We start from the raw sequence: 13510 nt of genomic DNA on the forward strand, positions 1-13510 counted from the left end.
GGGGGATCCAGAAATGAAACTGAACGAAATCAAGGACAACGAAGGCGCGACCAAGAGCCGCAAGCGTGTCGGTCGCGGTATCGGTTCCGGATCCGGCAAAACCGGCGGCCGCGGCGTGAAGGGCCAGAAGGCTCGTTCGGGCGTCTCGATCAACGGCTTCGAAGGCGGTCAGATGCCCATCTACCGTCGTCTTCCGAAGCGCGGCTTCAACAACATCTTCGCCTCGGAATATGTTGTCGTGTCGCTTGGTCGGATCCAGGCTGCCGTCGACGCCAACAAGCTCGATGCGTCGAAGACGGTCGATGCGGCCGCCCTCAAGGCTGCGGGCGTCATCCGGCGCGCCAAGGACGGCGTCCGCGTTCTGGGCGATGGTGAACTGAAGTCGAAGGTCTCGCTCGAGGTTGCCGGCGCTTCCAAGTCTGCGGTCGAGAAGATCGAAAAGGCCGGCGGGTCGATCAAGCTGCTCGCAGCAGCAGCCGCCGCTGAATAATATTACGACAAACCGCCCGGGGTGCTTCACGCCGGGCGGTTTTGCTCCCATATGTGAGCCTCACGTCCGAGCGCGGCGAATCGCCTGCCGCGACGCGACACAACGGAAACCGCGGTGAGGCATCCGATTGCAGCGACAATCGCCTCGCGTCAGGTTTTCGGCAAAGAAGACTTATTCGATCCGGAACCGGGCTGTCCCGCCGCTTCCGGAATTCGGCACGCGGAGAATTGCATGGCTTCTGCAGCGGAACAGCTCGCCTCGAACCTGAATTTTTCGACTTTCGCCAAAGCGGAAGATCTGAAGAAACGGCTCTGGTTCACACTCGGTGCGCTCCTGGTTTACCGTCTAGGCACCTATATCCCTCTGCCCGGTCTCAATCCGGAAGCCTTCGCTCAGGCCTTTCAGGGGCAGTCCGGCGGCATTCTCGGCCTGTTCAACATGTTTGCGGGCGGCGCAGTCGAGCGTATGGCGATCTTCGCACTCGGCATCATGCCCTATATCTCCGCCTCGATCATCGTTCAGCTGATGACGTCGGTCGTTCCGACGCTCGAGCAGCTGAAGAAGGAAGGCGAGCAGGGGCGAAAGGTCATCAACCAGTATACCCGCTACGGCACCGTGCTGCTGGGCACGATGCAGGCCTACGGCATTGCCGTCGGCCTTGAAAGCGGCAGCGGTCTCGTCAACGATCCGGGCTGGTTCTTCCGCATTTCCACCGTCATTTCGCTCCTCGGCGGCACGATGTTCCTGATGTGGCTTGGCGAGCAGATCACGTCGCGCGGTATCGGCAACGGCATCTCGCTCATCATCTTTGCCGGCATTGTCGCGGCCCTGCCGTCGGCGCTGGCCGGTACGCTGGAACTCGGCCGGACCGGCGCGCTGTCGACGCCGCTGATCCTTGCTATCATCGTTATGGTGGTTGCCGTGATCGCGCTGATCGTTTTCGTCGAGCGTGCGCAGCGCCGTCTGCTGATTCAGTATCCGAAGCGACAGGTGGGCAACCGCATGTTCCAGGGCGACACTTCGCATCTGCCGCTCAAGCTCAACACTTCGGGCGTGATCCCGGCGATCTTTGCATCGTCGCTCCTGTTGCTGCCGGCGACGGCTGCCGGCTTCGCCAATACCGCGACACTGCCCGACTGGGCAACGGCGGTTGTCGGCGCGCTGTCCCACGGTCAGCCGCTCTATATGGTGCTCTATGGTGCGATGATTGCTTTCTTCGCCTTCTTCTATACGGCGATCGTCTTCAATCCGAAGGACACCGCCGACAATCTGAAGAAGCACGGCGGCTTCATCCCGGGGATCCGTCCGGGCGAGCGCACCGCCGAATATATCGACTACGTGCTGACGCGCATCACCGTCGTCGGCGCGCTCTACCTGGTTTTCGTCTGTATTCTGCCTGAAATCCTTATCTCGCAGACCGGCGTGCCGTTCTACCTTGGTGGTACGTCGCTTTTGATTGTTGTCAGCGTCACCCTTGATACGGTAGCACAGGTTCAGGGTCATCTCATTGCCCAGCAATATGAGGGGCTGATCAAGAAGTCGAAGCTGCGCGGAGGAAAGAGGGGACGATGAGACTTATTTTTTTGGGACCGCCGGGTGCTGGCAAGGGAACGCAGGCCAAGCTTCTGACGGAGAGATACGGCATTCCTCAGCTTTCTACTGGAGACATGCTCCGCTCCGCCGTCGCCCAAGGGAGTGAAGTCGGTAAGCGCGCGAAAGCGGTGATGGATGCGGGGCAACTCGTCTCCGACGAGATCGTCAATGAAATCGTTTCCGACCGCATCGAAGCTCCGGATTGCGCGAAGGGCTTCATCCTCGATGGTTATCCGCGGACGGTTCCGCAGGCGATTGCGCTCGACCGGATGCTCGAGCAGAAGGGCATGAAGCTCGACGCCGTCATCGAACTCAAAGTCGACGAGGGCGCTCTTGTGCGGCGCATGGAGAATCGCGTAGCGGAAACCGTGGCGGCGGGAGGAAACGTCCGTTCCGACGACAACCCTGAAGCCTTCCGGCGCCGGCTGGAGGAGTACCGGGCGAAGACCGCTCCGCTTTCGGCGCATTATGCAGGCACCGGCCAATTGAAGACGGTGGACGGCATGGCTGATGTCGACACGGTCAGCGCCGAAATCGAGAAGATTCTGGCCTAGGCTGTTGCCTTTGCCAAAATGGAAACGCCGGGAGTTGACTTTTCCGGGCGATTCCTCCAAAGACAGCGTCAACTCGCGATATGAGAAGCGATCGGCGCGGTCTTCAAACAAACGAAGTCCGGGTACGGTCGTTTTTGACATGTCTCGAACCTCAATCAACGAGCGGCTCTTCGAGGCCGCGTAACGAAGCACCTATTGCCGGATGGCAACTGGAACGCAAGGAGAATAGACGTGGCACGTATCGCTGGCGTCAACATCCCGACGGCAAAGCGCGTCGTCATCGCGCTGACCTATATCCACGGGATCGGCCCGAAATTCGCGCGGGAAATCATCGAGAAGGTCGGTATTCCGGCTGAGCGTCGTGTGCACCAGCTGACGGACGCAGAAGTCCTTCAGATCCGTGAAGCGATCGACCGCGACTACCAGGTCGAAGGTGACCTGCGCCGCGAGACGGCGATGAACATCAAGCGTCTGATGGACCTCGGCTGCTACCGCGGCCTGCGTCATCGTCGCGGCCTGCCGGTGCGTGGTCAGCGTACCCACACCAATGCCCGCACCCGCAAAGGTCCGGCAAAGGCGATCGCCGGCAAGAAGAAGTAATTTCCCGAAAAGGGAAAACGGGAGGCTGGCGTTCGCGCCGGCCTCCTTTTGCAGTTTGGGAAGGCGACAGCCTGACCTTCGCGGGGCCTTGAGGGGCTCGGCGAAATGACCGCGGAGCCGGTTGTCGGCTTCGCATTTCGAAGATGCAGGGCAGGGGACGAACAATCCTTTTCCCGGTGGAGCCGCTGGAATTACGGCGGTGCAGAGATCTAAGAAAGGGATCCAATGGCCAAGGAAGCCACCCGCGTTCGCCGCCGCGAGCGCAAGAACATCACGTCTGGCGTCGCGCACGTCAATTCGTCGTTCAACAACACGATGATCACCATCACCGACGCGCAGGGCAATGCAATTGCCTGGTCGTCCGCCGGCGCCAAGGGCTTCAAGGGTTCGCGCAAGTCGACCCCGTTTGCGGCTCAGATCGCCGCTGAGGACTGCGCCAAGAAGGCCCAGGAACACGGCATGAAGTCGCTCGAAGTCGAAGTCTGCGGTCCGGGTTCGGGTCGTGAATCCGCGCTTCGCGCGCTGCAGGCGGCGGGCTTCATGATCACGTCGATCCGCGACGTGACACCGATCCCGCACAACGGCTGCCGTCCGCGCAAGAAGCGCCGCGTCTGATCATATGGATTCCACATTCCGGTGGGGGCGCCTGAGGCGTTCTCCCGGACTTCGGGGCTCGGTTGCCACGATTGGATGGTGGCAACGAACGGAAGGCAGAAAACATGATCCAGAAAAATTGGCAGGAATTGATCAAGCCGAACAAGGTAGAGTTCACCTCTTCCGGCCGCACCAAGGTGGCGTTGGTTGCGGAACCGCTCGAACGCGGCTTCGGTCTGACGCTCGGCAATGCGCTTCGCCGCGTGCTTCTTTCGTCGCTGCGCGGTGCTGCCGTGACGGCAGTGCAGATCGACGGCGTGTTGCACGAGTTCTCCTCGATCCCGGGTGTACGGGAAGATGTGACGGACATCGTGCTCAACATCAAGGAAATCGCCATCAAGATGGATGGCGACGACGCAAAGCGCATGGTCGTGCGCAAGCAGGGTCCTGGCGTTGTAACCGCCGGTGATATCCAGACGGTTGGCGACATCGAGATCCTCAACCCGAACCACGTGATCTGCACCCTCGACGAGGGCGCGGAAATCCGCATGGAATTCACCGTCAACAACGGCAAAGGCTATGTGCCGGCAGACCGCAACCGTTCCGAAGACGCTCCGATCGGTCTCATCCCGGTCGACAGTCTGTATTCGCCGGTCAAGAAGGTCTCCTACAAGGTCGAGAACACCCGTGAAGGCCAGGTCCTCGACTACGACAAGCTGACCATGTCGATCGAGACCGACGGCTCCGTCACGGGCGAAGACGCGATCGCCTTTGCGGCCCGCATTCTTCAGGACCAGCTCTCGGTCTTCGTCAATTTCGAAGAGCCGCAGAAGGAAGCCGAGGAAGAGGCCGTCACCGAACTCGCCTTCAACCCGGCGCTGCTCAAGAAGGTCGACGAACTGGAGCTTTCCGTCCGTTCGGCCAACTGCCTGAAGAACGACAACATCGTCTATATCGGCGACCTCATTCAGAAGACGGAAGCAGAGATGCTCCGTACGCCGAATTTTGGTCGCAAGTCGCTCAACGAGATCAAGGAAGTTCTCGCTTCCATGGGCCTGCATCTCGGCATGGAAGTGCCGTCCTGGCCGCCGGAGAACATCGAAGATCTCGCCAAGCGCTACGAAGACCAATACTAGGGCCGCACGCGTTCGAAAGAACGCGTGAAGCTGGCCTTAGAACCTTGAACTGCGTATATGTCTAGTCGCTTCAAGCCATCGGCTCTCAGCGGAATATACGCCCCCGTTAGACTGCGGGCGGATGCCTGCAAGTAAAGGAGAATAGCCATGCGCCACGCTAAAGCCGGTCGCAAGCTGAACAGAACCGCCAGCCACCGAAAGGCGATGTTTGCCAACATGGCAGCTTCGCTGATCGAACACGAACAGATCGTGACGACCCTGCCGAAGGCAAAGGAAATCCGTCCGATCGTCGAAAAGCTCGTCACGCTCGGAAAGCGCGGCGACCTGCATGCTCGCCGCCAGGCGATCTCGCAGATTCGCGACGTTGCCGTGGTCTCGAAGCTGTTCGACGCGATTGCATCGCGCTACGCCACCCGCAACGGTGGCTATCTGCGCATCATGAAGGCTGGATTCCGCCACGGCGACAATGCGCCGCTCGCTGTCATCGAATTCGTCGATCGCGACGTCGACGCCAAGGGCGCAAAGGATCGCGCTCGCGTCGCCGAAGCGGAAGAAGCCGAAGCAGCCTGATCCCGCTTGCGCATCGGTCCGCAAATCGGACCCGATTTTCGGAAAGACGATGCGCAGGTTCAAGGAGTTACAGCGTCCTTTGTGCGTCTGATAGGACGTGCGTCGCTGTTGAGGGCAGGATGAATTAAAGCGGCCGGGTGATGCCTTCACCCGGCCGCTTTTTCCGTTGCTGGGCTCGGCCTTGCAACGCCGCTGCGCTGTCGTCTCCAGCGCAGGAAGGGCGTCCTGATTGGCCGCCATGCCAGAAGCAGTGCGACAAGGGCGATATAGAGCATCTGCTCCGGCCCTACGACCTTGACCGACATGGCGAAATGCAGGGCACCCGCCGCGGCGATCAGATAGACGAGCCGGTGGAGTTTGTTCCAGCGCTGCCCGAGCTTGCGGATCGACCAGTTGTTGGACGTCAGCGCGAGAGGAATGAGAAGCAGGAAGGCCGCCATGCCGATGGTGATGAAGGGGCGGCGGGCAATGTCGGCGACGATCGACGGAAATCGCAGCATCTGGTCGAGCAGCATATAGGCGAGGAAGTGCATCAGCACGTAATAGAAGGCGAGCAGGCCTAGTGCGCGGCGGTATCGCAGCCAGTTCAGGCCGAACAGATCGCGGACTGGCGTGATGGCGAGCGTTGCCACCAGAAAGCGCAGCGCCCAAAGGCCAAGCAGGTGCTCGAATTCCTTGACTGCGTTTCCGGGCAGTTGACCGGTGGCGCCGAGATAGAAGGCGGATGCCGCCGGGACGAAGCCGATGGCATAAAGTGCCCAGACCGACGGACCGTGCAGGCGCTTGGGCAGGGCGGGAAGGAAGGAGGCCATCCTCAGAAATGCACCGTCAGGTCCATGCCGGTATAGAGGCTCGCGACCTCGTCGGCGTAGCCGTTGAAGGGGAGCGTATCGCGGCGGTTGGAGCCGAAAAAGCCGCCTTCGCCGATGCGGTTCTCCGTGGCCTGGCTCCAGCGGGGGTGGTCGACGGCCGGATTCACATTGGCGTAGAAGCCGTATTCGTTCGGTGCCGCGAGGTTCCAGGTGCAGGGAGGCGTGGTTTCGGTGAGCGAGATGCGGACGATCGATTTGATACCCTTGAAGCCGTATTTCCACGGCACGACCAGACGGATCGGAGCGCCATTCTGGTTCGGCAAGGTCTTGCCATAGAGACCGACGGCAAGGATCGTCAGCGGGTGTCGGGCTTCGTCGAGCCGAAGGCCCTCGCGATAGGGCCAGGGCAGGGGCTGGAACAGGCCGGATTGACCTGGCATTTCCTCCGGCCGAACGACGGTTTCGAAGGCGACATATTTGGCGCTGCCAAGCGGCTCTACTTTGTCCAGGAGCGAGGCCAGCGGAAAGCCGATCCAGGGGATCACCATCGACCACGCCTCGACGCAGCGCATGCGGTAGACACGCTCCTCGAGCGGGAAGCGGAGAAGTTCCTGGAGACCGAACTCTCGCGGCTTCCCGACGAGGCCATCGACCTTGACCGTCCACGGCGTGGGTTTGAACCCGCCCGACCGGGCGGCGGGATCGGCCTTGCCCGTGCCGAATTCGTAGAAGTTGTTGTAGCTCGTGACGTCCTCTTCCGGCGTCAGGGCCTCGTCCACCTTATAGGAGCTTGAGACCGCCTCCAGCGCCGCTGCATCCGCGGCCCGCGTGCCGAGCGCCAGGCTACCGGCGGCGGCCGCGAGGAAGGTGCGCCGACCGAGGAAAAAGCGTTCCGGTGTGATCTCGGAGGCGGCGATCCGCGGTGGGCGGTAATAGGACATTTCGGTTCCTCTGCGTCGAATGATGGTGCAGTCAGATGACCAAAGTTTAACGCACTCGGAAAGAGGCGCCAGACCACGTTTTCGTGCATGTTGCGTGAGCAGCGCGGCTGTGGAGGCGACAGGTTTCCTGGCGCATCGGCCCAAAATCGGACCCGATTTTGGGAAAGCACGATGCGTGCTTCAAAGAATTACAGCGTCCTTTGTGCATCCCGAAGGGCGCACGGCGCTGAACGAGGTTTGCCCTTAAGTGGTCGGTGGATGCACGGGCCGCGCGTTTGCCTTTTTTCTCGCGAAATCCTATCTGAACTCGTGCACGCCGCCGGAACTCTTTTGGGGCAGCGTTCATGAAAAGACCAGCATCCGGGGCGCGCCCTCGAAATTCGAACGCGGCGCGCTTCCGCGGCAGTGAAAGGGAGAATGCTTTATGATATTTGGCGGTCGGGTTCTGTCGTCTCTTGTCCTTGCTATCGCCATGTCGAGCTCCGCCGGAGCGCAGGATGCCAAGGTCGTTCCCCAATCCCGCGTCGAAATGCAACTCTCCTTCGCGCCCCTGGTCAAACAGACAGCGAATGCCGTGGTCAACGTTTACGCCGAGCGGGTCGTCGAGCGGCGCTCGATATTTTCCGGAGATCCCTTCTTCGAGGAATTCTTCGGCCAGCGCATGCCGAATCGCAGCGAGAAGCAATCGTCGCTCGGATCGGGCGTGATCGTCGGCCGCAACGGCGTCGTCGTGACCAACAACCACGTCATCGAAGGCGCTGACGACATCAAGGTGGCACTTGTGGATGGACGCGAATTTCCCTGCAAGATCGTGCTCAAGGACGACCGCCTCGATCTTGCGGTATTGAAGATTCAGGCGGGCGGCCCGTTCGATATCGTTCCGATCGGCGACTCGGATGCGGTCGAGGTGGGTGACCTGGTCCTGGCGATGGGGAATCCGTTCGGGGTCGGGCAGACGGTGACGAGCGGCATCGTATCCGCGCTCGCCCGCAATCAGATTTCCAATGGCGATTTCGGCTTCTTCATCCAGACCGATGCGGCCATCAACCCCGGAAACTCGGGCGGCGCCCTGATCAACATGAACGGCGAGCTGATCGGTATCAACACGGCCATCTTCTCGCGCGGTGGCGGCTCCAATGGTGTCGGCTTTGCGATTCCCGCCAATCTGGTCAAGGTCTTCGTCGCCTCGGCGGAAGGTGGGGGCGGTTCCTTCATCCGTCCCTTCGTCGGTGCGAGCTTCGAGCCGGTCACTTCGGATATCGCGGAAGCGCTCGGGCTCCATCGTGCCCGCGGCGCGCTGGTCACGGCGGTGTTCCCCAATGGTCCGGCCGCACATGCCGGCCTGAAGCCCGGCCAGGTCGTGACGGCGATCAACGGTATCGCCGTCGAACATCCCGATGCTCTCGGCTACCGCCTGACGACCGTCGGCATCGGCCATGAGGCGCGCGTGACGATTTCGGAAAATGGGAAGGCGTACGACATCACCATGAAGCTGGAGCGGGCGCCGGAAACCGAGCCGCGTGACGAAAGGCTGATCGAGGGCAGGAATCCTTTCGCCGGCGCGATCGTGGCCAATCTGTCGCCGCGGCTGGCGGAGGAACTGCGCATGCCGACCTCCTCGCAGGGTGTCGTCGTCGCGGCGGTCAATCGCGGTTCGCCGGCGGCGCGGATCGGGCTCGAGCCGAAGGACATCGTGCGATCCGTGAATGGCGTGACCATCGACAGTTCGAAGACGCTGGAGAGCGTCGTTGCCGAAGAAGCCTCTTTCTGGCGCGTCGAGATCGAGCGCAACGGCCAGATCATTCGTCAGTTTTTCCGATGAGCGATCTCTTTTCCCCACAGGAACCACCGGACATGGCCTCGGCAAGACCGCTTGCCGATCGGCTGAGGCCGAAGACGCTAGCCGAAGTCACCGGACAGGAGCACCTGACCGGCGCCGACGGTACGCTCACGCGGATGATCGCCTCCGGCTCGCTCGGCTCGATGATTTTCTGGGGCCCGCCCGGCACGGGCAAGACGACGGTGGCGCGCCTGCTCTCAGGCGAGGCGGGGCTCGCCTTCGAGCAGATCTCGGCGATCTTCTCCGGCGTGGCCGATTTGAAGAAGGTTTTCGAATCGGCCCGGGCCCGGCGCATGTCCGGGCGCCAGACGCTGCTGTTCGTCGACGAGATCCATCGCTTCAACCGTGCCCAGCAGGACAGCTTCCTGCCGGTCATAGAAGATGGGACGGTTATTCTCGTCGGCGCCACCACGGAGAACCCGTCCTTCGAGCTCAACGCCGCGCTTTTGTCGCGCGCGCGGGTGCTGACCTTCAAGCCGCATGCCGAGGCGAGCCTGGAGGAATTGCTGACTCGCGCGGAGGCGGCCGAAAACAGGCCGTTGCCGCTCGACGCGGACGCGCGCGCAAGCCTGATCCGCATGGCCGACGGCGACGGCCGGGCCGTGCTCACCCTGGCCGAGGAGGTCTGGCGAGCAGCCCGCAAGGGCGAGATCTTCGATGCCGCGGCACTCCAGGACATCGTCCAGCGGCGCGCTCCCGTCTACGACAAGAGCCAGGACGGCCACTACAATCTGATCTCGGCGCTGCATAAGTCCGTGCGCGGCTCCGATCCGGATGCCGCACTCTATTATCTCTGCCGCATGCTCGATGCCGGCGAGGATCCGCTTTATCTCGGCCGTCGACTTGTGCGCATGGCGGTCGAGGATATCGGCCTTGCCGACCCGCAGGCATTGATGATCTGCAATGCGGCCAAGGACGCCTATGATTACCTCGGCTCGCCGGAGGGGGAATTGGCGCTGGCGCAGGCTTGCGTCTATCTCGCGACCGCGCCGAAGTCGAATGCCGTCTATACCGCCTACAAGGCGGCGATGCGGGCGGCGAAGGAAAACGGTTCGCTGCTGCCGCCGAAACATATCCTCAATGCCCCGACGAAGCTCATGAAGGGGGAGGGTTACGGCGAGGGCTACCGCTACGATCACGACGAACCGGACGCCTTTTCCGGGCAGGACTATTTCCCGGAAAAAATGGGACGAAGGACATTTTACGATCCGCCGGAACGCGGTTTCGAGCGTGAGCTTCGCAAGCGGATCGACTGGTGGACGAAGCTCCGGCGCGAGCGGAGCTCCTGACGCAAGGTCAGCGGGTGGCGCAGGGCAGGCTTGCCGGGCCGATCTTGCCGTCCACGAGCGCATGGACTAAATGAGGGCGGATGCAGACGGCTGCACGGGTTTCGCCCGACTTCCGCGGGGACGGCCTCGCTCCTGATGGAGGAGCCTCACATGGCCTGGTTCACGCTGCTTCTCGCCGGACTTCTCGAAATCGGATGGGCTGTCGGCCTCAAATATACGAATGGGTTCACACGGCTGACGCCAAGCCTGCTGAGCGCAGGGGCGATGATCCTGAGCGTACTGTTGCTCGGCCATGCCGTGCGCTCGCTACCGCTCGGCACGGCCTATGCTGTATGGACCGGCATAGGCACGATCGGCTCGGTCGTGCTCGGCATACTGCTGTTTGCCGAGCCGGTCAGCGCCATGCGCCTCGGCTGTGTTGGCCTGATCGTGGCCGGTGTCGCCGGGCTTAAGATCATCGGATGACGTCCGGTAATCCACCTGCCGCTGCGGCAGGCGTCACTACTTCAAGGCATCGAGCGCGGCGGCGGCGGCCCGCATCTCCTGCCAGCGGTTCTCACGCCGTTGAAAGGCCTCCTCGTCGGTGCCCCAATGTTCGATCTGCCAATCCTCGTCGACATGGGCGGCCGCCCAGGCGTCCTGCGCCGACAGACGGCCGCTTGCAAAGGCAAGCGCCAGCAATGCGGATCCGGTCAAAGCGGTGATCGTGTGCAGGCAGGCGAGGCCGAGCGGGGTCGCGAAGGCGCGCAGTCCCACGGAAAATGCAGAGATCGCCTCCGGCGGCTGCTCCTGATGGATCACGCCTTCTGCCAGGATGAAGCGGGCGCCGAGCGATTGGGCGGCCCAGTCGAGCACGGGGTTCCAACTATCATTCTGCCGCCGCACCAGCCCTTCGGGACTGTCGGCGCGGTAGCAGAGGAGATCGCTGCCGGCGAAGCGCAGAATGTCATCGAAGACCGCGCGCTGGTCGAGCGCCACGCCGTCGATCGCCGTGTTGACCAGGCGGGTCAGCGGCATGGCGGCCGGATTGATGACCTCGCCTTGCGCATCCCATTCGGCCGCCAGAAGCTCCGCTAGCTTGCGCGTCGGTACCGCCAATGGCTGCCTGGCCGGCGTCCGCACAGTCCTTCCGTCCAGAAGCACCGCATGGCCGCCATCCGCTGCGGCGACGCTGACCTTCACGTAGAAACGTTTTGCCAGAGGCTTGTGCATCTGGATCTGGGCGCGACGCACCGGGTCCTCATGGGTGAGGGCGCTTTGCAATTCGTCGCGTATATCAGGCATGGCTTGCCTCCATCCATTCGATAATATCCGGCGGTACATGGGCGATGTGGTCGGCGCCGGCCTCGATCAGCGCCGGCACGCTGGCATAGCCCCAGGATACCCCGAGGGCGCCGGCGCCGGCCGCCTTGGCCATCTGCATATCATAGATCGCATCGCCGATGACGATGGTGTTCTTCGGGTCGACGCCCGCTTCCGCGCAGCACTCCATCACCATGGCCGGGTGCGGTTTCGAAGGGCAGTCGTCGGCAGTGCGAGAGACGAAGAAGAGCTTGTCGAAACCGTGCGCTTCGGCGATGTGGCTAAGCCCGCGCCTCGATTTTCCGGTGACGGCGCCGATCAACAGCCCGTCGCGGCCTGCCAAGCTTTGCACCATGTCGGCAATGCCCGGAAACAGCGCTTCCTGAAGGTGTCCTTCGCTGCGCACCGAAGTGAAGATCGCTTTGTAGTGCGTCGTCATCGCCGCGATGCGGCTGTCGATCCGGCTCTGCTCCATGAGACGGGCGATCGCGGTGTCGAGCGTCAGGCCGATGACCCCGCGCGTCGCCTCAGCCTGCGGACGCGGAAGATCGAAGGCCTCGAAGGTGCGGCCCATCACTTCATGGATCAGACCGGCGCTGTCGACCAGCGTTCCGTCGCAATCGAAAAGGACGAGTTTCATCAATCCTCCTCGCGGGCGGTATTCTCGTCGAAGCCAAGAAGGTTCCAACTCTGCACCATGTGCGGCGGCAGCGGCGCGGTGACCTTGAGCCGGCCACCGTTCGGATGCGGAATGTCGATATGTCGGGCATGCAAGTGCAGCCGGTTCTGAATGCCGCCGGGGAAGGCCCAGTTTATGTCGGCTTCGAAATATTTCGGATCGCCGATGATCGGATGGCCGATATGGGCGGCGTGCACGCGCAGCTGATGCGTGCGACCGGTATAGGGTTCCATCTCCAACCACGCGAGGTTCTGGCCCGCCTGTTCGACGATCCGATAATAGGAGATCGCGTGGTCGGCGCCTTCTTCGCCGTGCTTGGCGATCCGCATGCGATCGCCGTCGGGCGTCTGCTCCTTGACGAGCCAAGTGGAAATCCGATCCTCGCGTTTGCGCGGAACGCCCTTGACGAGCGACCAGTAGGTCTTCTTCGTATCGCGTTCGCGGAAGGCGGCGGTCAGTTGCTGTGCGGCGCCGCGCGTGCGGGCGATGACGAGCACGCCGGAGGTGTCGCGGTCGAGCCGATGCACGAGCCGCGGCTTTTCGCCTTTCTGGTTCGTCCAGGCCTCGAGCATCTTGTCGATGTGGCGATTGACCCCTGAGCCGCCCTGGACCGCCAGCCCCGCAGGCTTGTTGAGAACGATCACCTTGGCGTCCTCATGCAGCACCATGCGTGACAGCAGTTCGGCGTCGGAGGAGTTGCGCAGGTCGCGGCCGGCAATCGGTCCGGATTTGCTTTCCTTGGGATCGACGCCGAGCGGAGGAATGCGGATCGTCTGTCCCGGCTGGACGCGCGTGTCGGATTTAGCACGTGCGCCGTCGACGCGAATCTGGCCGGAGCGCAGGAGCTTCTGCAGCGGCCCGAAGCCCAGCCCCGGGAAGTGTACCTTGAACCAACGGTCAAGGCGCATGCCCGCCTCGTCGCTGTCCACCTGCCTGTGTTCAATGCCTGCCATCTGCGCGATCCGCTTCCAGTTCTTCAAGGGCTGGCTTTAGAGCCTTTCCTGGTTAAATGGAAACATTCTGCCGAGCGTCTTTCCGCCAGGGTCGGAGGCGATCGCCTCTGCCCTGACGAAAACCTGCTCCGGCAGAATGTTTCCATTTAACCAGGAA

General features: G+C 62.2%; 15 protein-coding genes. 10 read left to right on the forward strand and 5 right to left on the reverse strand.

All coding sequences use genetic code 11. From position 1 onward, the window contains the following. The first annotated feature begins 13 nt into the window (after positions 1–13). From rplO to rplQ, 7 genes are all read left to right on the forward strand, one after another. A complete protein-coding gene (gene rplO, locus SJ05684_RS05715) occupies positions 14–490 on the forward strand; it encodes a 50S ribosomal protein L15 (RefSeq protein ID WP_034859437.1) in 477 nt (158 codons plus the stop codon). 231 nt (positions 491–721) lie between these two features. After that, positions 722–2062 (forward strand): preprotein translocase subunit SecY, encoded by a 1341-nt coding sequence (secY, locus tag SJ05684_RS05720; RefSeq protein WP_034859456.1) that lies wholly within the window; start codon positions 722–724, stop codon positions 2060–2062. Next, on the forward strand, positions 2059–2637 hold the full coding sequence (locus tag SJ05684_RS05725) for an adenylate kinase (RefSeq protein ID WP_034859436.1): 579 nt from the start codon (positions 2059–2061) through the stop codon (positions 2635–2637). The genes secY and SJ05684_RS05725 overlap by 4 nt, the downstream gene beginning before the upstream one ends. 231 nt (positions 2638–2868) lie before the next feature. Continuing rightward, positions 2869–3237, forward strand: a complete 369-nt coding sequence (rpsM, locus tag SJ05684_RS05730) for a 30S ribosomal protein S13 (protein WP_034859435.1) — start codon at positions 2869–2871, stop codon at positions 3235–3237. Between the two features lie 225 nt (positions 3238–3462). Continuing rightward, positions 3463–3852 (forward strand): 30S ribosomal protein S11, encoded by a 390-nt coding sequence (gene rpsK / locus SJ05684_RS05735; protein WP_003536496.1) that lies wholly within the window; start codon positions 3463–3465, stop codon positions 3850–3852. A gap of 104 nt (positions 3853–3956) precedes the next feature. Beyond that, complete coding sequence (locus SJ05684_RS05740; RefSeq protein ID WP_034859434.1) at positions 3957–4967, forward strand: DNA-directed RNA polymerase subunit alpha; 1011 nt, start codon at positions 3957–3959, stop codon at positions 4965–4967. Positions 4968–5114: 147 nt separating this feature from the next. Next, positions 5115–5537 carry a 50S ribosomal protein L17 gene (gene rplQ, locus SJ05684_RS05745; RefSeq protein ID WP_034859433.1) on the forward strand — a complete coding sequence of 141 codons (423 nt, stop codon included), beginning with the start codon at positions 5115–5117 and terminating at the stop codon, positions 5535–5537. Positions 5538–5683: 146 nt separating this feature from the next. Here rplQ and msrQ read toward each other — a convergent pair whose 3' ends face one another. Both msrQ and msrP read right to left on the reverse strand, forming a co-directional pair. Next, positions 5684–6349 (reverse strand): protein-methionine-sulfoxide reductase heme-binding subunit MsrQ, encoded by a 666-nt coding sequence (gene msrQ, locus SJ05684_RS05750; protein WP_034859432.1) that lies wholly within the window; start codon positions 6347–6349, stop codon positions 5684–5686. A 2-nt stretch (positions 6350–6351) separates the two neighbouring features. Further along, a complete protein-coding gene (msrP, locus tag SJ05684_RS05755; protein WP_034859431.1) occupies positions 6352–7290 on the reverse strand; it encodes a protein-methionine-sulfoxide reductase catalytic subunit MsrP in 939 nt (312 codons plus the stop codon). Between the two features lie 424 nt (positions 7291–7714). Here msrP and SJ05684_RS05760 point away from each other — a divergent pair, with 424 nt between their 5' ends. The 3 genes from SJ05684_RS05760 (at position 7715) to sugE (ending at position 10884) form a co-directional block, all read left to right on the forward strand. Next, on the forward strand, positions 7715–9112 hold the full coding sequence (locus SJ05684_RS05760; RefSeq protein ID WP_034859430.1) for a DegQ family serine endoprotease: 1398 nt from the start codon (positions 7715–7717) through the stop codon (positions 9110–9112). Next, on the forward strand, positions 9109–10419 hold the full coding sequence (locus SJ05684_RS05765; protein WP_034859429.1) for a replication-associated recombination protein A: 1311 nt from the start codon (positions 9109–9111) through the stop codon (positions 10417–10419). Before SJ05684_RS05760 ends, SJ05684_RS05765 begins: the two co-directional genes overlap by 4 nt. A gap of 150 nt (positions 10420–10569) precedes the next feature. After that, on the forward strand, positions 10570–10884 hold the full coding sequence (sugE, locus tag SJ05684_RS05770; protein WP_034859428.1) for a quaternary ammonium compound efflux SMR transporter SugE: 315 nt from the start codon (positions 10570–10572) through the stop codon (positions 10882–10884). Positions 10885–10920: 36 nt separating this feature from the next. Here the strand turns inward: sugE and SJ05684_RS05775 are convergent, their stop codons facing one another. From SJ05684_RS05775 to SJ05684_RS05785, 3 genes are read right to left on the reverse strand one after another with little or no spacing between them, the layout of a single operon-like run. Beyond that, positions 10921–11703 (reverse strand): ATP12 family chaperone protein, encoded by a 783-nt coding sequence (locus SJ05684_RS05775; RefSeq protein ID WP_034859427.1) that lies wholly within the window; start codon positions 11701–11703, stop codon positions 10921–10923. Further along, positions 11696–12361 (reverse strand): HAD-IA family hydrolase, encoded by a 666-nt coding sequence (locus SJ05684_RS05780; protein ID WP_034859426.1) that lies wholly within the window; start codon positions 12359–12361, stop codon positions 11696–11698. The genes SJ05684_RS05775 and SJ05684_RS05780 overlap by 8 nt, the downstream gene beginning before the upstream one ends. Continuing rightward, complete coding sequence (locus SJ05684_RS05785) at positions 12361–13353, reverse strand: RluA family pseudouridine synthase (RefSeq protein WP_034859455.1); 993 nt, start codon at positions 13351–13353, stop codon at positions 12361–12363. Before SJ05684_RS05785 ends, SJ05684_RS05780 begins: the two co-directional genes overlap by 1 nt. Between the last annotated feature and the right edge of the window lie 157 nt (positions 13354–13510).

Origin of the sequence: Sinorhizobium sojae CCBAU 05684 (assembly GCF_002288525.1) — a bacterium.
Taxonomy (GTDB): Bacteria; Pseudomonadota; Alphaproteobacteria; order Rhizobiales; family Rhizobiaceae; genus Sinorhizobium; species Sinorhizobium sojae.